This window comes from Spirosoma pollinicola (assembly GCF_002831565.1).
In the GTDB taxonomy this organism is placed as follows: Bacteria; Bacteroidota; Bacteroidia; order Cytophagales; family Spirosomataceae; genus Spirosoma; species Spirosoma pollinicola.
Map to the genome: position 1 here is coordinate 8545862 of NZ_CP025096.1, position 19546 is coordinate 8565407.

14 protein-coding genes and 1 pseudogene are annotated in these 19546 nt (G+C 47.8%); 13 read left to right on the top strand and 2 right to left on the bottom strand.

Annotation, left to right across the window (positions count from 1 at the left end):
• Positions 1-216: 216 nt before the first annotated feature.
• The 9 genes from CWM47_RS36460 to CWM47_RS36495 all read left to right on the top strand — a co-directional run bounded on the left by CWM47_RS36460 (position 217) and on the right by CWM47_RS36495 (position 13819).
• Positions 217-1323, top strand: coding sequence for a FecR family protein (locus CWM47_RS36460; RefSeq protein ID WP_100993395.1), 1107 nt, complete (start codon positions 217-219; stop codon positions 1321-1323).
• Positions 1324-1360: 37 nt separating this feature from the next.
• On the top strand, positions 1361-4732 hold the full coding sequence (locus tag CWM47_RS36465) for a TonB-dependent receptor (RefSeq protein ID WP_100993396.1): 3372 nt from the start codon (positions 1361-1363) through the stop codon (positions 4730-4732).
• Between the two features lie 21 nt (positions 4733-4753).
• A complete protein-coding gene (locus CWM47_RS36470; RefSeq protein WP_100993397.1) occupies positions 4754-6211 on the top strand; it encodes a RagB/SusD family nutrient uptake outer membrane protein in 1458 nt (485 codons plus the stop codon).
• Positions 6212-6392: 181 nt separating this feature from the next.
• Positions 6393-8855 carry a glycoside hydrolase family 2 TIM barrel-domain containing protein gene (locus tag CWM47_RS36475; RefSeq protein WP_100993398.1) on the top strand — a complete coding sequence of 821 codons (2463 nt, stop codon included), beginning with the start codon at positions 6393-6395 and terminating at the stop codon, positions 8853-8855.
• A 38-nt stretch (positions 8856-8893) separates the two neighbouring features.
• A complete protein-coding gene (locus CWM47_RS36480; protein WP_100993399.1) occupies positions 8894-11263 on the top strand; it encodes an alpha-L-rhamnosidase-related protein in 2370 nt (789 codons plus the stop codon).
• A gap of 188 nt (positions 11264-11451) precedes the next feature.
• Positions 11452-11961 (top strand): RNA polymerase sigma factor, encoded by a 510-nt coding sequence (locus CWM47_RS36485; protein ID WP_157816187.1) that lies wholly within the window; start codon positions 11452-11454, stop codon positions 11959-11961.
• 409 nt (positions 11962-12370) lie between these two features.
• Complete coding sequence (locus tag CWM47_RS36490) at positions 12371-12751, top strand: hypothetical protein (RefSeq protein ID WP_100993401.1); 381 nt, start codon at positions 12371-12373, stop codon at positions 12749-12751.
• A 125-nt stretch (positions 12752-12876) separates the two neighbouring features.
• Positions 12877-13044, top strand: coding sequence for a hypothetical protein (locus tag CWM47_RS38590; protein WP_157816188.1), 168 nt, complete (start codon positions 12877-12879; stop codon positions 13042-13044).
• A 190-nt stretch (positions 13045-13234) separates the two neighbouring features.
• Positions 13235-13819 carry a recombinase family protein gene (locus CWM47_RS36495; RefSeq protein WP_100993402.1) on the top strand — a complete coding sequence of 195 codons (585 nt, stop codon included), beginning with the start codon at positions 13235-13237 and terminating at the stop codon, positions 13817-13819.
• Between the two features lie 147 nt (positions 13820-13966).
• On the opposite strand, the pseudogene CWM47_RS40705 reads toward CWM47_RS36495, so the two are convergent.
• Positions 13967-14585, bottom strand: a pseudogene (locus tag CWM47_RS40705) (transposase); the annotation flags it as partial.
• A gap of 313 nt (positions 14586-14898) precedes the next feature.
• Here CWM47_RS40705 and CWM47_RS36505 point away from each other — a divergent pair.
• On the top strand, positions 14899-15399 hold the full coding sequence (locus CWM47_RS36505; RefSeq protein WP_240625637.1) for an IS110 family transposase: 501 nt from the start codon (positions 14899-14901) through the stop codon (positions 15397-15399).
• On the opposite strand, the gene CWM47_RS36510 is transcribed toward CWM47_RS36505, so the two are convergent.
• The gene (locus tag CWM47_RS36510; RefSeq protein WP_100993403.1) at positions 15400-15690 is read right to left on the bottom strand and encodes a transposase; all 291 of its coding nucleotides are present in this window, start codon (positions 15688-15690) and stop codon (positions 15400-15402) included.
• A gap of 604 nt (positions 15691-16294) precedes the next feature.
• Here CWM47_RS36510 and CWM47_RS36515 point away from each other — a divergent pair.
• From CWM47_RS36515 to CWM47_RS38595, 3 genes are all read left to right on the top strand, one after another.
• On the top strand, positions 16295-18307 hold the full coding sequence (locus CWM47_RS36515) for a KUP/HAK/KT family potassium transporter (protein WP_240625638.1): 2013 nt from the start codon (positions 16295-16297) through the stop codon (positions 18305-18307).
• A gap of 375 nt (positions 18308-18682) precedes the next feature.
• Positions 18683-19006, top strand: a complete 324-nt coding sequence (locus CWM47_RS36520) for a hypothetical protein (RefSeq protein ID WP_100993404.1) — start codon at positions 18683-18685, stop codon at positions 19004-19006.
• 197 nt (positions 19007-19203) lie between these two features.
• Positions 19204-19530: a hypothetical protein gene (locus CWM47_RS38595; protein ID WP_157816189.1), complete on the top strand. Its 327-nt coding sequence runs from the start codon at positions 19204-19206 to the stop codon at positions 19528-19530.
• Positions 19531-19546: the final 16 nt, after the last annotated feature.

The following is a 19546-nucleotide window of genomic DNA, read 5'->3' on the forward strand; positions in this document are numbered from 1 at the left end:
ATAAGAAAAGGTGGACTTGCTACGGTTTACTGGGGTTTCAGTTTAACCCTTCGAATTACCCCTAAGCTCCCCTATCAGACTCAAGGTTTTTATTCATACCGTGCCGAATAGTGCTGAGCACATTTCACTTTTTCTAAAAAAAATTTCATTAAGTGAGTATGTAAGCATCCTCGTTTGGATAATAGCATTGAAGAGTTTAATCATGACAAGATTAGCATGCAACAAAGAGAAAAACTCTATGAGCAGTTTTTAGAAAATCCTCGATTTGTTCAATGGGCTATTGGCCAGGCTCCAGAAGATGACAGTTACTGGGAGAGTTTGGTTAAGAATTATCCCATTGATCAGGAAGTTTTGGAGCAGGCTCGCTTAACGATACTGGCGATTCAGGGCCGACCGGAAACTTCATCAAAGCAAGATATCAAGGATCGGGTACAGCAAGTGCTGAATAAAGCTAAGCATCAGGAAGCATTAACAAGGCCCAAAATAATCCAGGTTCATTATCCGGTCTTCTACCGCTGGGTAGCCGCAGCGTCAATTGTGCTCTTGTTGGGTCTGTGCTGGTTTACCTATACGCAGTATACCAAGCAATATAGTACCTATCTGGTCGGGAAAACCAATCCACAAAGTGATCTGTCAGTCCAATCAGACCAGTTGATATCAATTGCCAATACTGACAGACCTGCCATGCATGTGTTACTACCAGACGGAAGTTCAGTGGTGCTGCGAAAAAACAGCCGGGTTCGTTACGCTCGAGTATTTGTGGGTGTCAAGCGTGAAGTGTATATGTCGGGAGAAGCTTTCTTTGAAGTGACTAAAGAGCCTAGAAAGCCCTTCTTCGTGTATGCCAACGGCCTGGTCACGAAAGTTCTAGGAACCAGTTTTACTGTAAAAGCTCATCAGAAAGCCGAGCAAGTAATTGTAACGGTCAGAACCGGAAAAGTTGCTGTTTTCGCGCAAGCAGATCCAAAAGCTAATGTACTACAAAATAACCTCGATCTGACAGGGATGGTGCTGATGCCCAATCAACAAGCAACATACGAGCGAACAGATGCCCGCCTGACCCGGACGGCAGTAAGAACACCAAACGTTCATCCCTCCTTTGACTTTAAAGCAACACCCATTGCAACTGTATTTTCTTCACTAGAAAAAGCATATGGTGTATCTATCGACTTTGACCGGGAAGTCATGGCGAATTGCAGTCTGTCGGCTACCCTAGGCGATGAACCACTCCAGAAAAAACTACTATGGATCTGTACCATTCTAGAGGCTACCTACCAGGTAAACGGCCAACAAATCACCATTAACGGAAAACCCTGTCAATAATCTGTATTACTCAATATATTCTTAACATACCCTCAACATGAAGAAATCAATACCCTTGAAAAACGTGCTATTCTATATAATGCGCCTTAGTCTTGTTCAGCTTGTCTTAATAGCCCTATTTACCAGCTTCGCATTGGCTCGTAATGGCTATGGACAAGATTTACTTAACCGCCGGATAACGCTTCAGGTGACTAATCAGAAAGTAGAAACCATTCTCGATAAACTAGCTAAAGCCTCAGGAATTCGCTTCATGTACAGTCCGGAGTTGATTCAGGCTGGACGAGCCACTTCGCTTAAAGTAAAAGATGTAAAACTAGCAATTGTGCTGAATGAGTTGCTGACACCTTTAAAGATTACGTATGAAGTGTCTGGTGATCAGGTACTTTTAAAGCGCATGCCTTTATTCGGTCAGCAACAGGTGATCGAAACTACGCCTAGATTTCTTACGGAGAAGAATGCTGACGTCGTTGTTGCCGGACAGGTAATCGATAATACCGGGGGTACCGTTCCTGGAGCAACAATCGTACTTAAGGGGAGTGGTTCTATTGGTACAACGACCGATGCCAATGGTCAATTCAAGTTGAATCTGCCCGAAAGTGGTGCACATACGCTGGTCGTTTCGTCGATTGGCTATGTCACACAGGAAGTGCTGGTAAACAACCGTACGCGGCTGGAAATCGTACTTGTAACCGATGTCAAGTCGTTGAATGAAGTTGTTGTAGTGGGGTACGGAACGCAACGCAAAGGCGATGTAACAGGAGCCTTAACATCAATCTCAGCCGAAAACTTTAAAGATCAGCCGGTTACCCGTTTGGATCAAGCGTTGCAGGGCCGGGCGGCCGGCGTTCAGGTTACTAGTTCAGCTGGTGCACCAGGGGGCGATGTTCGTATCCGTATTCGAGGCTCCAACTCCATTAACGGAGATAACAGTCCGCTGTACGTGGTCGATGGCTTCGTTGGGGCAGATTTCAACAACATCAACGCGCAGGATATTGCCTCGATGGAAGTTCTAAAAGATGCGTCAGCCACGGCTATTTACGGGAGCCGGGGTGCTAATGGCGTGATTATCATTACCACCAAAGGGGGCAGTAAAAAAGGCATGCAGGTTAATTTTAACACCCGCATCTCGACATCTGAAGTACTCAAAAAAATTAATACGCTGAATGCAGCTGACTTTGCCCAGGTGGTTAATGAGCGGCAGGCGGCAACCGGTGGTAATCCGATCTATACACCGGCTCAAATCGCGGGCTATCAGCAAAACAGTGGCACTAACTGGCAGGATCAGATACTCCGCAAAGCCGTTGGTCAAGAGTATCAATTGGGTGTATCGGGCGGAAACGAAAAAACTACGTACCTAATTTCGACTAACTACCTGAATCAAAATGGTATTATCAATAACTCTGATTACAAGCGTTACGCGATTCGCTCCAACATCGCTTCGCAGATTTCAGATAAGTTTTCGGTACGGTTGAACTTCACCGGAACCCGGCGCGAGAATCATAACACCGGCGGTACCGCTGCCCGGTCGGGTGCACTTGCCCAAGCATTTGCATGGGCACCTACCACGCCAGTTCAGGATGCTGATGGTAACTATACCTATCGCGACCCGGTTGGGTCGATTTTCGAAAACCCGGTTGCCCTAACTACCGATGCCGACAATCGCACCAATAGCACAACGGCTAACCTGATTGGGGGCGTACGCTACGAGTTTGTTCCCGGCCTGGCCCTGGATGTGCAGTATGGGGTCAATTATAATAACCAGCAGGGTAAATATTATTCCGGCCCAGTGATTGCAAACCGTTTACCGCGCGCTAGCCGGACATCAGGTGAGCAGATCACGCTGCAAAATACCAATACGCTGACGTTTAAACGGGTATTCAATACCATCCATCGGCTGGATATAACTGGCGTTTTTGAAACCCAGCAGCAAACCGGCGAATCGTTTTACGCCAATGCAGCTAATTTAACCTATCCGGCTCAGTCCTTTAACAACTTGGCACTGGCCGAGTCCAATCAGATTGGTTCGGGATACGGAAAATGGAGTTTGTTATCGTACTTAGGGCGGGTCAACTACGCCTTGAAAGACCGTTATTTGGTGTCAGCGACGGTTCGTCGGGATGGTTCGTCCAAGTTTCAGGGAAAGAACAGATATAGTGTTTTCCCATCCATGGCGCTGGGCTGGAAACTGTCGGAAGAGAAGTTTATGCAGTCACAGCACCTGTTCAGCAACCTGAAAATAAGGGGTAGCTGGGGTTTAACGGGTAATCAGGGCATAAATCCCTATGGAACTCTGTCTACCTATATTACCAATGTGGATGATGCAGCCGTCGCGTTTCGATCGGGCTATTTCACCAATGGCGTGACCAATGGTATCATCCTCGGTAACCCGGGCAATCCGGATTTGAAATGGGAAACGACGGAGCAAATAAACGGGGGGGCAGATATGTCTTTTCTGAACGGGAAAGTAACCCTTTCAGTCGACTACTTTGTAAAAAACACCCGTGATCTGTTGTTAAACCAACCCTTGCCGGACTATGTTGGTGGCAACAGCATTCTTCGCAACGTAGGTCGGGTGCAGAATAAGGGTTGGGAATTCTCGCTTGAAGCAACGCCGATCGACAAGAATAACTTCAGCTGGAATACTTCATTAAACGTTTCTCTACTCCAAAACAAGGTAGTGAGTTTAAGTTCGACAAGTGATACTATTTATGCGTCGAACGAGTTCGTCCTGATTCCGGGACAGTCTCTGACATCCTTCTGGGGATTACGCTACATGGGTACCTGGAAACCAAACGAGGCCGATAAGGCGACTAGTTATGGCGAAAAACCTGGTGATGCTCACTATCAGGATTTAAATGGCGACGGGGTGATTAACGTAGCAGACTATCAAGTAATTGGCAACGGGCAGCCAAGAACATCGTTGGGCTGGAACAACACGTTTACCTATAAACGCCTGTCACTGAACATCTTCTTTCAAGGTTTATTTGATTTTAGTAAACTTAATTACACGTATGCCAATGGGATAGTTGGTAGTACGGATGCACGGCAGCCAACATTTGCCGATATCAAGAACCGGTATATACCCGGCGTTAACGAAACGTCGGATATTCCGGCGTTCAGCAACGTAAAGGAAAATTTTTACGTGCAGTCAACCCGTTTTTTGGAGAAAGGTGATTTTGTACGCTTGAAAAATATCAGTCTGTCGTACAATCTGCCCAAATCGACGCTGAAAAACATTGGTACCGTAAGCGTTTTCGTGAGCGCAACCAACCTGCTGACCTTCACTCAATACAAAGGCATCGACCCGGAATCAACCTCCAATGGCTCCGGTGATATCGGGCAAAATATCGATTATGGATCGTATCCCAATTCAAAGACGATTACCGGTGGTTTGAGCCTTACTTTTTAACATCCTATACTCAGTAATGTCATGAAAAAATTAATCATACTCTTTCTTTTTCTACCCCTGGCTGGCTGCAACGATTATCTTAACGAAGTACCCGAAGGACAGGTTGTCGGGACTAACGCCATTCAGGATGTTGCTGGGCTGGAAGCGGCTTTAACCGGTACGTATAAAGGTATGCTGCGCACTTGGGCGCGTGGTTTTCTAACCTCCGCCCTAGAAGCCTATGTAATGGGGGGCGATGACGTTACCTCCCTCAGTGGTGGAAACAAAGCCGAATTCAGACAAACCGATCAATTTGATGTAGTGTCATCGAACTCAAGGCTTTCTCAGATCTGGAGCGGTTGCTATAAGACCATTCAAGGTGCTAACAACATTATCAACAATTATAAGACCGTGGCCGGGGACCAAAATACCATTAATGCTATTGTAGGTGAAGCCTACTTTCTACGAGCATTGGGATACTATTGGCTGGTTCGTGGCTACGGTAACGTTCCGCTAATTACGAGCGCCGACTTTACGAATGATTTGCTGTCAATTCAAAAAAGCGCACCTGCTGATATCTACAAACTAATTGAAAGCGATCTATTACAGGCTGAAACGCTCGTGCCAACGACCAAACGCGATGCGGGACGGCCCAACAAAGGTTCGGTTAAAGCTCTGTTGGCAGATGTATACTTGACCGAAGGCGGTTGGCCAATAAAAGATGCGTCCAAGTATGCGCTGGCTGCTGCTAAAGCAAAAGAGGTAATTGACAACAAAGCTAGTTATGGCTTTGATCTGGTTCCCGATCTGGCAACGCTCTGGTCGGGAACGCCTGCTTCGGTTGGCACATCGGAAGAAGTATTTTCGTTCCAGACGTCGGTCAACTACGGGGGTTCAGCCAATGCATTCTATGGCAGTTCGGCCACACCGGGCGACGAAAATGGATGGGATGACTTTTTTGCGGAAGTAGGATTCTTTAATCGATTTCCAGCTGGCAAACGCAAAGACATTACATTTTACACCGAATTTACAAAGCCGGATGGTACCAAAATTTCGTGGCAGGATAGTCAGTCAAAGCACCCCTACTACCGCAAATTTAGACTGGCCGACAACACGAATTATCAGTCATCGATGCCAGTACACATGATTCGTTACGCCCACGTCCTGCTGGTTTATGCTGAAGCACAGGCCCGGTCGGGTGGTGGTGTCAGCGCGGATGCTTACACCTCGCTGAATGCCGTACGGAAGCGGGCTGGGCTAGCCGATGTAACAAATTTATCGGTTTCCAACTTCACCAATGTGGTGGTTGACGAACGAGCCTGGGAGTTTGCCGGTGAGTGGACCCGATGGTTTGATTTACAACGGCTTGAACTGGTTGAAACCGCCAATACACCCGCTAACAAAGCGGCTGATGATTTGAAACCTATTGGGCCGATTACAAAATCGAGCTACTGGTATCCGGTACCCATTGGCGATGCAAACATCAATACCAATTTGTGAGCGTAGCTTATACAAACTCTTGTATAGCATCAAAAAGGACTAGTGTCTTCATAAATAGTCTTTTTTGTGAAGTGATTTATCTAAACCGGCGGGCTTATTAGCCCGCCGGTTTCCTATTAAAGCAAAATAAGGCAATGCCAACAGGGATGCCCAAAACAAATGGATATTCGTAAACGAGTTCATGAGAACATTAATCCTCATTGTTTGCTTACTCAGTACGCTTGAAACAAGTGCTCAACCGGGAAAACACCCAGGTAAGTCACTACCTACTACACTGGCCGTCCGAACCCAGCTCTTCGATCAGGAATGGGTATTTTTAAAGGATAGCGTGTCTGGGGCAGAGCAGCCTGAGTATGACGATTCTGGTTGGCGACGATTACGCTTACCCCACGACTGGAGCATCGAGGATCTACCGGGCCAGGGGTCGGAAGCCATTGTGGGGCCATTTTCAAAAACTAGCGTGGGTGCTACCTCAACGGGCTATGCGGTTGGCGGTACGGGGTGGTATCGAAAGACCTTTACGCTTAAGTCTGCTTATCAAGCAAAGAATATTTCCATTCAGTTTGACGGTGTTTACCGGAATGTGGATGTGTGGCTAAATGGCCATCATTTGGGCTATCATGCGTATGGATACACACCATTCGTATTTGACCTTACCCCCTATCTTCGTCCAGCAGATCAACCAAATGTTCTGGCCGTTCGGGTACGAAATGAGGGGCAAAATACGCGCTGGTATACAGGTTCCGGCATCTATCGGCACGTCTGGCTAACAATAGCTGAACCCGTTCATCTTGCCCCCTGGGGGATTGTCATAACGACTCCACAGGTTTCCAGTAAAGCTGCGCAGGTGCAGATCAGTACAAACGTAAAAAATGACCAGGCGAGCGCAGCACAAGTCACCGTACAAGTGTCTCTACAAACCTCGGATGGGCAGTTTGTAAAAGATATTAAAAAGACAGTAACCCTGACCGATCAAGCCATAGTCACCCAAACGCTGTCAATACCACAGCCAACGTTGTGGTCAGTTGATACACCCTACCTGTACAGAGCTACGATAACGATTTGGCAGAACAACCGAAAAGTGGACAGTTTATCGTCTCAATTTGGGATACGGACTATTCACTTCGACGCCCAGACTGGATTCACCCTGAACGGCAGACGCATTTTACTTAAGGGGGGCTGTGTCCACCACGATAATGGACCATTGGGGGCCGTAGCCATCGACCGGGCAGAGGAACGAAAGGTCGAACTACTGAAAGCAAACGGATTCAACGCCGTTCGAAGTAGCCACAACCCACCATCGCCCGCCTTTCTGGATGCCTGCGACCGATTAGGGATGCTGGTTATTGATGAAGCATTCGATATGTGGGAACGACTGAAAAAACCGCACGATTATCACCTTGACTTCGATACCTGGTGGGAACGCGATCTAACCGCCATGATTCAGCGAGACCGAAACCATCCATCCATTATTCTGTGGAGCATCGGCAATGAAATTAGCGAACGTGCTGACTCATCTGGACTGGTCATAACTAAAAAAATGGTCAGTTTGGTCCATAAACTTGATTTGACCCGCCCGACGACGGAGGCCATTTGTAGTTTCTGGGAACACCCCGGTATGCAATGGGACGCGTCCGCTAAAGCATTTGCGCTATTAGATGTTGGTGGGTACAACTACGAATGGAAACACTACGAATCAGATCATCAGCAGTTTCCAAATCGCATTATGGTCGGTACCGAAACGTTTGCTAAAGAAGCTTTCGAGAACTGGCAACAGGTAGAGAAACATCCATATGTTATCGGCGACTTCGTCTGGACCGCGATGGATTACATGGGTGAGACGGCCATTGGTCACTCACTTATGCAACCTAAAAGTGAGAAAGATAGCACCACTGCGGTATTGCCCTGGCCCTGGTTCAACGCCTACTGTGGCGATTTAGATCTGATTGGCACGAAAAAGCCCCAATCCTATTACCGCGATGTGGTCTGGCGCAATAGTCCCATCCAAATGGCCGTTCACGCGCCTATACCCAATGGCATGAAAGAGTCTGTCACCAACTGGGGATGGCCCGATGAACACCAAAGCTGGACTTGGCCAGGGGCTGAGGGAAAGCCCTTGCAGGTTCGCGTTTTCACCCGAAGCTCACGAGTTCAACTTCTGCTGAATGGTCACCAAATTGGAGATCAGACGTTGCCGGACAGCAGTATCGTCGCTATTTTTAGCGTCCCTTATCAGCCCGGAACATTGGAAGCTGTTAGTTTACACAATGGACAGGAGACTGGCCGCGTAAGGCTGACGACAACTTCAGCAGCCCACCATATCCGGCTCACGGCTGATCGGCCGACATTGAAAGCAGGTCCCGATGAACTGGCTTATATATCCGCAGAAGTGGTAGACGCTCAGGAAAACACAGTTCCTACTACGGAAACCTCACTTTCGTTTCAGGTAAGTGGAGAGGGTTATCTGGCGGCTGTTGGTAATGGTAACCCAACAGACATGGCTAGTTTTCAGCAACCGGAAAGAAAAACGTATCGGGGTCGGTGTCTCGCTATTATTCGGCCCGGTGAAACGAAGGGGATCATTAAGGTGAAGGCGTCAGCTAATGGCTTGCAATCCGCCGAGATTACGCTTGTCATCCATTGATAGCTTTGCTTACTACTTCATTTCTAAAACCGCTTACGGTGAAAAAGCACGCTTCCTTCACGCTTATTTTATTGATTTTTCTGGGTCTAAAAGTCCATGCTCAATCGATTCATCCATCACTGCTGACGAAGAACTGGACGGCCTTCTGGATCGCTTCGTCCAAAGAAACACTTCGCTCGTATGGCATTTATGTTTTCCGAAAAACCCTTGATTTACCGCAAAAACCGTCGTCCTTTATTGTTCACGTATCAGCGGACAATCGCTATAAATTATACGTTAATGAAAAACTGGTTTCACTGGGCCCGGCACGAGGTGATTTACTTTACTGGAATTTCGAAACTATTGACATTGCTCCGTATCTGCGGTCTGGTAAAAACATAGTAGCCGCTAAGGTCTGGAATGAAGGCGATCTTCGACCTGAAGCTCAACTCTCCGTCCGAACAGCGTTTATTCTCCAGGGAAATACGGTTGCGGAAGAAATCATCAACACAAATACCAGCTGGCTATGTCAACAGGACAGTAGTTATCGCCCGTTAGCTGTCAAAAATACTTTCGGGTATTACGTGGCCGGACCTGGGGAGTCTATTAGGATGAAGACCCATATTAAAGACTGGGAGAAAGCCTTATTTGATGATAAAAACTGGAAACCAGCCCATGTGCTTTTTGAAGGAACGCCTAAAGGAGTTGGAGCCTCGCCTTATGGATGGGCACTGGTACCCTCTCGGATTCCACCAATGGAACTCACTCCTCAACGCCTATCAAGAGTCCGAAAGGTTACCGGACTAAGCATTCCATCCCCATTTCCATCACTCCCATCCACCATTACAGTTCCGGCCAATACAAAAGCCTGCCTCCTACTTGATCAATCGGTTTTAACCAATGCCTATCCAACGTTAATCATGAGTCGGGGCCTAAACGCCAGGGTGACACTTACGTACGCTGAAGCCTTAAATCAGGGCGGGGATAAAGGCAACCGGAATGAAGTAGAGGGTAAAGTGATGGTTGGGCGCGAAGATCTTATCATCGCCGACGGCAGCAACCAGCAAACCTTTACATCACTGCTTTGGCGAACGTATCGCTACATTCAACTGACTATCGAAACAAAGAACGAGCCCTTGATTATTGATGATGTGTTCAGCACCTTCACGGGGTATCCGTTTAAGAATCAGGCTATGCTGAACAGCGAAGACCCGGAATTAAATAAGATGCTGGACATTGGCTGGCGAACGGCCCGATTGTGTGCCTTTGAAACCTATATGGACTGTCCCTACTATGAGCAGCTTCAATACATTGGGGATGCCCGAATTCAGGCCTTAGTTTCGTTTTATAACGCTGGTGATGATCGCTTGGTGCGGAACGCGCTGGATCTGATGGATCATTCGCGCCTGGCGGAAGGCGTTACGCAGAGTCGCCATCCATCTGCAACACCCCAGATGATTCCATCTTTTTCGTTGTGGTGGATTGGCATGTTGCATGATTACTGGAAATACCGCCCAGATCAGACTTTCGTAAAAAACAAGCTACCTGGCATGCGGCAGGTTCTTTCATTTTTTAGCCATTACCAGCAACCCAATGGCTCGTTGAAAGACGTTCCCTATTGGTTATTCTCAGACTGGGCTGTCGACGGTAAGGGTTGGAATTTTGGAGCCCCTCCTATTGACAAGAGTGGCCATTCGGCACTTTTGGATTTACACCTGCTGTGGACTTACCAGTTGGCCGCGGAATTGGAAGCTGGTCTGGGTGAACCGTCTCATGCGGGTGCTTACAAAAAACAGGTCGAATTGTTAAAAAAAACGATTCAGAAGAAGTACTGGGATAAATCCCGCATGCTCTACGCCGATACAGAAGAAAAAGACTTCTTCTCTCAGCACACCAACACGCTGGCTATTTTGACAGGCTTGATTACGGGTCAACCGGCCACAAATCTTGCCCGTAAAATAATTGCCGAATCTGGACTGGCACAGGCGTCTATTTACTATAAATTTTACCTGCACCAAGCTTTAGTGAGAGCAGGGTTAGGTAATGAGTATTTAAACTGGTTGACTATATGGCGGGAAAATATAACGTTAGGCCTAACGACCTGGGGGGAAACATCAGACGTAAAAACCACTCGTTCTGATTGCCATGCCTGGGGTGCTAGTCCTAATATTGAGTTTTTTCGGACCGTCCTGGGAATTGACAGCGAAAGCCCTGGATTCAGGACGATAAAGATTGAACCGCATTTAGGAGCCCTGAAAAAAAAAGCCGGTCAAATGCCACACCCCAACGGAAGAATAGATGTGCGTTACAAACTAGTTAATAAGCAGTGGATGGTTCAGATTGATTTGCCAACAAATACGTCAGGGCACCTACTCTGGAAAGGAAAACGCCATCCATTGCTGAGCGGTAAAAACTCTTTCGTCCTGTAACGCGTATGTCAGGAAGGCTGACAAACTGAACATACGGTAGTGTCTTTGACCTACTCTACCAGTCGAAGATCGAAATTTTTAACAGGTTTATTCCTCGACGTTTTTTCTTGGCTCAATTTAGCAAAAACACGGACGACTCAGAGCTTTGGCGCCTTTTTCGAGAGGGCGACGAGGACGCTTACACGACGATGGCCAACCGTTATTATGCCAAGCTCATTCACTATGGACAGAAATTTACGTCTGATAGACAAATAGTTGAAGATGCCCTTCAAGATGTGTTAGTTCGGTTGTGGGTAAGCCGACGTACGCTTAATGATACGCCCTCTGTAAAATTTTACCTTTTAAAAGCCTTTCGACATCAGCTTTTTAAAGCGATGCAGAATTTTCCACGTAACCCAACTATTCAGGTCGACACTCAGGAATATAACATGGAATTCTCTGTTGAAGATCACTACATCCAGCAGGAAACCGAAGTGAATGTCAGAAATGAGGTAGACGAACGTCTGGCTCATCTCCCCTTGCGGCAGCGGGAGGTAATTTATTTACGTTATTTCCAGAGTCTTACTATTGAAGAAATTGCGGACATACTGACAATTCGACCTCAATCCGTTAGTAATTTAGTTCAGCGGGCTTTGGCCAAACTACGGGAGAGCTGGCCTATAATCCTTATTCTTATCCTTGACTTTTTGTCTAAATAAGGAAACAAGCGTAAAAAGACCTGCTAAATTTGACAGAGCAAGACCTTTTGAAATTTTGATAAGGACTGAACGGTGTTGATAATAGGTATTGACGAACGGAAGTATATATTATCTTAAGGTGTAATCCATTAGTAATAAATAACTTGTATTTATTCAGTTATAACAAATTTTGTTGATTAGCGCAGTTCAGTTACTACCGAAAAACGTATCTATTAGCCACACCTAGCGTTCGGTTTATTGGAACTATGGGCTATCTTATTAACGCAACGCAAGCCTGCCTATGCACATTTAACACGGGTGAATCACCCATTAAACCCGTTTCCTCAGTACTCCAGCAATTTGAAATCCACTTTGATGGTTAAGCGGGTTAAACAAATGGTGACAATAAAACCATAATTAAAACCAACGTATGAAAACGATAGTAATGACGGTTGCGCTGCTAATTGCGGTAGCTTCTGCAAGAGGGCTGGCACAGGCAGGGGGTAATACATCTGGTCAGCAAGCAACGACCCAGGGCGCTTCAATGCAAAGCGGTAAAGGACCTGCTCAGAAAAAGGGGCCGACAATGAGCGCTGGGTCCAGCAGTGCCAGTAGCCAATCGGGTGGTAATAAGGCGGGTGGCAAACGTGTCAATCAACAGGCCGCCGGTATCCCTGATCGAAGTGGAGCAACCGGCAGTACAGCTAGAATTGGAACGACCGGCAATACGTCAGGAAGTGGAGCGACTGGTAGTACGGCTGGTAAAGGAGCGACCAGCAATACATCGACTAAATCAGCTAAAAAACAGTAAAGATCTTCCTACCTGTCGCCAAAAACGTCAGGTTGGATAAGTACGAGCGGCCATAATAGGTCCCGGCAGATCGTTTCCTTGCCAAGTCTATAGCTTAAGTACGTGTTACAAGCTGCAATGGGTTAATGGAAGCTTTGTATGTAAATGCGTGGATGCCAAACATTCAGCCCTTTCGTCCGGCCGTTGCCTTTAAGGGCCTTTCCGAAGAATCGTATTCACTGGAAACGTCGTTAATGCGGATGGGCAAGGATTATGCGCAAATTGAACCTCTCCGTAAACGATTTCAAAAGTGAATGATGACTGATATAATTGATAAGTCATTTATAGGAGGCCCCTGCTTTCTAAAGAGCTTAGGGATATCCTTCTTTTTGTTAGCCTAACAACCTGAAAATTCTTTACCTTCAATACCAACAACCTGCTTCCTGGATCGACAATAGATTTCTCACACTCACGTCCTTGACGTGAGTTAGATACTACTATATCATGAAATTAGGTTACGCCCGTGTCTCTACACAAGATCAAAATCTGGCGCTTCAGCTAGATGCCCTTAATGCAGCAGGTTGCGCAAAAATCTATCAGAAAAAAGCCAGTGGGTCTAAAACCGAACGCCCTGAATTAAACAGGTTACTCGAAATCATCCGGGAGGGAGACACCTTGATGATTTGGAAGCTAGATCGACTGGGCCGTTCCCTGAATCACTTGATCGAGATTGTTACTCAGCTCGAAGGGCAACACGTTGGGTTAGTCAGTTTAAATGACCCGATTGACACCACGACGGCGCAAGGTCGGCTCGTTTTTCACATTTTTGCCAGTCTAGCCGAGTTTGAAAGGGAAGTAATTCGGGAGCGTACTTTGGCGGGTTTGGCCTCCGCCCGTCGACGAGGTCAGCTTTTAGGTCGTCGAAAAGGGCTATCCAAAGCTGGTGAGCAGAAAGCCCGCCTTGGTGAAAGTCTCTACAAAGAAGCCAAGTACCCAGTTGAACAAATTGCCCGCGAGTTACACATCTCTAAAACTACCCTGTATAAATATCTCCGTTTACGCGGGGTCGAAATTGGCGCTTCGATTTAAATCCAGACTACCACAACATAGAAAATTGTAGTTGTGGCCTATTTAACATTTATTAAACGAACGTGGCTGTTGCACAACTCTGGTTCCCACATCGATTTTTCAGCGTCTGAATAGGAAAATAAGATTTTCTACCATCGTCTGTCCTTCTTAGTTGAGAAAAAGCACACCAAAGCCCAGACAAGTGTCTTGAGAAGACAATGACCATTCCACCTTTAGGGCTATGGCCTGGCCCAGAGTGGACTGGGTGGTGAACTTCATATACTTCTTCAGGTTGAAGGCAATAGCCGCCATCAGCATCACTTTGTGAGCCCCAGCCTTACCCCGTACATTCACCTTCCGTAACCCATTGTACTCTACCAGACTACCTAAGACGGGTTCCACCGTTCGTTGGCGAAGCCGTTTCATGCGTTTGCCCCGCCGACTTTGCTGGCGCTCCAGGGCTCGACGGTAGAAGGGATCATAGGCCGTTCGGATAATTTGTCGGCATTGCCGCGGTGGCGGACCACCTCTTGGGAACACAGGTGGCTTTGAGCGGACACTGTTGGCAGGCTTGGTAATCTGCCCGATAGATCTTCAACAAACTGGTGTCGGCATAGGTGGCAAAGGTCTTGAAAGGCAATCGCTTGCCGGCTGAACACGTAAAGTGATCCTCCTCAGAATCATAGGAAAAGCCTTCGATCTGGGGCTTATAGTGGCCGAAGACAGGTATCCAGCCTGTGATTTTCCACCCTTCCAACAAGGCGTAGTTACTACCGTTTGAATAACCGCCCCGGCCTTTAGGTTTGAGGGCTGGTAAGAAACCAAGATTTAGGTAGCTTGCCAGACAGACAACCGAGCGGGCTTCCCTAGCGTCTCCGGCCAGGCTCGCAACCTATGGGCCGAACGGTCCGCCGTCGCGGTCAGGTCCCGCTCGGTCTTTCTTACTTAACCGCATCGGCGGTCCGACTCGAATAGAAATTAGGGTGTTGTGACCCATTAGCAAGCGGGGCGCCCCGTGGCGTAACGAGTGATGAGTAAGCTGTCTGATTGTTGAACCCTAAAAGTAAACACTTCAATGGACATTCGCCATTTCATTGGTATTGATCGGGGCCGCCCGTGCGGTTTCTAAGAACACTCTTGACTGGGCTGTTTATGCCAATAAAGGCATCATCTGGCAAACCCAATCGGAAAATTCACCCGTGGCCATTCGGGCAATTATCAAACAACTCCTGGCTTTGCCCAACTTCCAGATCGCAAACTGTGTGGTCTGCATGGAACATACTGGACTTTACAACGCACATGCCCTGGAGGTGCTTTTTCAGGCTCAATTACCAATTTGGCTGGAAGCTTCCCTGCATATTAAACAAGCTGGCGGACTGCAACGAGGAAAGTCAGACAACGTTGATGCTCAGCGCATTGCTGAGTACGCTTATCGCTTTCAAGACCGGACTCGGCTCTGGAAGCCTGCTCGACCCGTCATGAAAAAACTGGCTGAATTTACTCGACTTCGTCAGCGTCTGCAAGGTATGATCAGCCAGTTGAAAGTGCCTCTGAATGAGCAAAAACGATTTGGCGACAGAGCCCTGACTACCCAACTCTAGCTAGCTAGCGTAGTCCAAAAAGTACAAGATGTCTAATCGGAGTTGACAGCAGCGAATAATAGCCCGATCCGACGTAAGGTTTTCCAAATGCCCCACCAGCATTAATTTGAAGAAAACAACCGGATCAATCGATTGTCGCCCGCATTTGCCGTAGAAGGGCTGGACAACTTGATATAGAAAGGATAAATCAATGGCGTGTTTTAAGCGTCGATATAGATTCTGCTGGGGTACACATTGGTCGAGTAGCAGAGGATGGCCTTGTTTTGGAGCGGGGTGTTTTGTTCCTACCATACGTCAAGATAGGCATCTTCCTCAACATAAGGCTATTAGCGTTGTGCAACAGTCACGGAGGTTTTTCTGAACGGCGGTCAGGTAAGAAGAGAGTGGTCAAAAACAATCGTTTTTACGTTCAGTAAAACAGCTCAGTTTATTAGTTCACAGTTTCGGCTCGCTCGAACCTTTTTGTGAACGATTTCAGGATTAAAGACAGTTGGACAATCATTTCAATTATTTATTGCCGACATACCCTTCTAAAGCGTTTAGTAGTATCTCGGTTAGAAGAGCACCACGTTGGGTTAGTTAGTCTGAACGACCCCATCGACCCGTGAGTGGCACATCTCTAAAAACACCCTATACAAATACCTTCGCCTACGCGGGGTCGAAATTGGTGCTTCAGTTGAAATCCCAGTTGCCACAACTTAGAAAAATGCAGGTGTACGGAATTTAACATTTATTAAATGAACATCCTAGATATGTAAAAGCTATCAACGTATCAAGTAGATGGCTTGGCAGACCCTGATTGACAGTAAGTGAGCACCACCCGTACCTTGGCTCTAGGGACTAGTTCAGCTCGAGCAATAGATCAAACAAAGCCTACTCGCGAAGGTTATAGCCCATGAACGCGCTACTTGGTGCTTACCCCACTCTGACTGATTCTATGTCTTCCTCTTCGATTAATAAAGTAAGCCCTCAAGGCCTATTAATTGCCATCGGCATTGTCTTTGGTGATATTGGTACCTCGCCATTATACGTCCTGGCGGCCGTCGTGCGCGGGCACCAACTTACCGAAACGCTCGTCCTAGGTACGCTGTCCTGCATCTTCTGGACCCTCACCATACAGACCACCATCAAGTACGTCCTGATCACCCTTCAAGCCGATAACAAAGGCGAAGGGGGCATCTTTTCCCTCTACGCGTTGGTCCACCGATTCTCGGGTCGATGGCTGCTGATTCCCGCTATCGTCGGGGGAGCCTTTCTCCTGGCGGATGGCCTTATTACACCTCCCATCTCCGTCTCCTCCGCCATCGAAGGCCTACTGATCTTCGATCCAAAACTAGAAACCGAGCCCATTGTCATTGGCATTCTGATTGGCTTATTTGTCATCCAGCAGTTCGGTACGCAACTGTTAGGCAAACTCTTCGGGCCGGTTATGCTGGTTTGGTTTACATTCATCGGCTTCATTGGCTTTTTAGCCCTGTTGGCCCACCCCTCGGTACTACTTGCCCTCAACCCCCTTTACGCCTTCCGGTTACTAACTCAGTATCCGGGTGGATTCTGGTTACTGGGTGGGGTGTTCCTCTGTACCACCGGGGCCGAAGCCCTCTACTCGGACATGGGCCACTGCGGTCGAGACAACATCCGGGTGAGTTGGATTTACGTTAAACTAACCCTATTACTCTCTTACGCGGGTCAGACTGCTTATCTGATGAATCACTTGGGGAAACAAGTAGGGGAGACCAGCCCATTTTACAGCATTGTGCCCGCTCCACTGACGATTTTCAGCATTATTTTAGCGACCCTGGCCACCATCATCGCTTCTCAAGCCCTCATTAGCGGTGCCTTTACCCTGGTGGGCGAAGCGATGCGGCTTAACTTCTGGCCCCGTCAGCGCGTAGCTTACCCTTCCGACGAGAGGGGGCAGCTCTACGTCCCCTTTGTCAACTGGGGGTTGATGATTGGCTGCATTCTGATCGTCTTGCATTTTAAGGAATCCAAAAATATGGAAGCGGCTTATGGCTTAGCGGTCACGCTGACGATGCTCATGTCTACGGTGCTGATTAATGCCTATCTGCGCATGAAACAGACTAATCCCATACTGAGTACGCTGATTACGGCCCTATTTTTGGTTGTAGAAACTACTTTTTTGATAGCTAATATGGTTAAGGTTGAAGAAGGAGGCTGGATTTCGATTACCCTAGGGCTCCTACTAATGGGCATGATGGTCTTCTGGTATCAAGGCGAAACCATTACCCATGAGTTCATTCATTATGACACCCTGCCAGGTAACCTCCCCGTACTCAAAACCCTCAGTAATGACCTGAGCGTTCCTAAGTTTGCCACGCATTTGGTCTACTTGACTTCAGCGGATGACTACCAAAAGATTGAAGCTGAAACCTTGTTCTCGATTCTAAACCGAGCCCCCAAACGGGCCGACATCTATTGGTTCATCCATCTGTGTGTGCAGGATGAGCCCTATGGTATGCGCTACAAGGTAGATACCCTCGCGGCCGAAGATGTATATTTTGTTACCTTTTACTTGGGCTTCCGCGTCGAGCCCCGGCTGAATTTTCTATTTCGGCAAGTAGTGCTGGACATGGTCGCTGATAAAGAAGTAACCATTGACACCCCCTATCGCTCGTTGAATGTCCACCGAATTGCGGGGGATTTTCGATTTGTGCTCTTCAAGCGCTTTTTGTCCTATGATAATGAGCTAAGTACTTACCAAAAGCTGATCATGCGGGGTTACTTGTTGTTGAAGCGGATTGCCTTATCCACCAAGGAATCGTACGGTTTAGACACGAGCAACGTCGTGACCGAGGCGGTGCCGCTAGTATTGAGCCCCATCAAACGGTTGGATTTAGAGCGTCTCCCATCCGAGCTGAGCCATCCCTTCTCCCCACCAGCTTAAAGTTAGAATCATCCAAATGGTTCAAATACTATATGTATTCATTAATTCAAATACAGAGTTCAAATAGCTAGTACTTCGAGAGTCTCTTTGTCCATCATTCACGACTCGGGTTTAGCTATTTAGATCGTCTCTACAACTCTTAAACGACCGTTTAAGCCGTGTCATTCAGCAGAATGAACCCATTTTTACGGGTAATCGTGTTCAGGCAACATAAAACAATGAATTCAGAAGAGACTATATTAGCAATTCAGCAACTAGCCTATGACGCGGCTAACAGGCCCAGGTGAAAGGCGTAGCGGGCAATGTTCGACGAGCGGCCTAAATCGAGCACAACCCACGGGCCACGTCCATGATCGCTAGGCCGGACGAAACGCGGTGGCCAAAGACCGGTATGCTTCGGCCAAACAAGGTCCGTCTCAACTCAAGGCGCTCCGGCGAGAAGTCAGGCGACTCAGGGACCAGCTAGCTGCACAGACCGATCGGTTTGCCGCCCAGACCGTAGTGATCAAGGTGGTCAAGGAAACCAGGGATTTCCTCCTGTATGGGGGGCGTCGGTATAAACGGGGTTCCCTGGTGAGCCAGATGGGGCTGGGCGTTCACCTGGATCCCGGCGTTGGCCTGTTTATGACTGACAACCGGATCCTGAGTCCAGAAGACGTCTCCAGGAATAGTTATTTTGAATACCTACTCCAAACGTAGCGGCCGACAACGCCCGGGTTCATTTTTCGGATGCCTACAGCGCATGAAGTGTCGATTGACCCATGGCTTTCGGAGCGCACCTGGCCGTTAATCGAGCAGCGGAACCCATTTGGGGAGTGAGGAGAAACAGTGCCCGTTTTGTGGGCTTGCTGGCTACAAAACGGGGCCTCCTCGGAAAGACCTAGGGCTGTGCCGTTATGGCGCTGGCCCACCCGCCTAGGCCTGGCCATTTCCGGTGGGCCAGCGCCAAAAACCCGGTCAACGGGCTAATTGGCCCCAAAACGCCCGTACCAATTCGTCTTTTGACGCGTAGGCCAGGGGTAGATGGTACCCAAAGCGCCAAGCCAGCCCCTGTCGGTTCGTCCCCTCGCCCCGTGTTTTACGGGCTAGACCGCCCCTGGCCCCTTTTTGGGTATATTTCCCTGTCGTCTGGGGGTGGTTTACCCGTTGTTGAAGATAGCCGATACGATTTGTCGATATATGGGGTAATACCGGGGGGGGTATTACCTCTCCACAGCGTTTAAAACAGGTATTAATTTT

Bases quoted from the DNA above. Each gene is read 5' to 3' on its own strand.
- CWM47_RS36460 (WP_100993395.1), top strand. From the start codon at position 217: ATGCAACAAAGAGAAAAACTCTATGAGCAGTTTTTAGAAAATCCTCGA.
- CWM47_RS36465 (WP_100993396.1), top strand. From the start codon at position 1,361: ATGAAGAAATCAATACCCTTGAAAAACGTGCTATTCTATATAATGCGC.
- CWM47_RS36470 (WP_100993397.1), top strand. From the start codon at position 4,754: ATGAAAAAATTAATCATACTCTTTCTTTTTCTACCCCTGGCTGGCTGC.
- CWM47_RS36475 (WP_100993398.1), top strand. From the start codon at position 6,393: ATGAGAACATTAATCCTCATTGTTTGCTTACTCAGTACGCTTGAAACA.
- CWM47_RS36485 (WP_157816187.1), top strand. From the start codon at position 11,452: ATGGCCAACCGTTATTATGCCAAGCTCATTCACTATGGACAGAAATTT.
- CWM47_RS36490 (WP_100993401.1), top strand. From the start codon at position 12,371: ATGAAAACGATAGTAATGACGGTTGCGCTGCTAATTGCGGTAGCTTCT.
- CWM47_RS38590 (WP_157816188.1), top strand. From the start codon at position 12,877: ATGGAAGCTTTGTATGTAAATGCGTGGATGCCAAACATTCAGCCCTTT.
- CWM47_RS36495 (WP_100993402.1), top strand. From the start codon at position 13,235: ATGAAATTAGGTTACGCCCGTGTCTCTACACAAGATCAAAATCTGGCG.
- CWM47_RS36510 (WP_100993403.1), bottom strand. From the start codon at position 15,690: ATGGTAGGAACAAAACACCCCGCTCCAAAACAAGGCCATCCTCTGCTA.
- CWM47_RS36515 (WP_240625638.1), top strand. From the start codon at position 16,295: ATGAACGCGCTACTTGGTGCTTACCCCACTCTGACTGATTCTATGTCT.
- CWM47_RS38595 (WP_157816189.1), top strand. From the start codon at position 19,204: ATGGCGCTGGCCCACCCGCCTAGGCCTGGCCATTTCCGGTGGGCCAGC.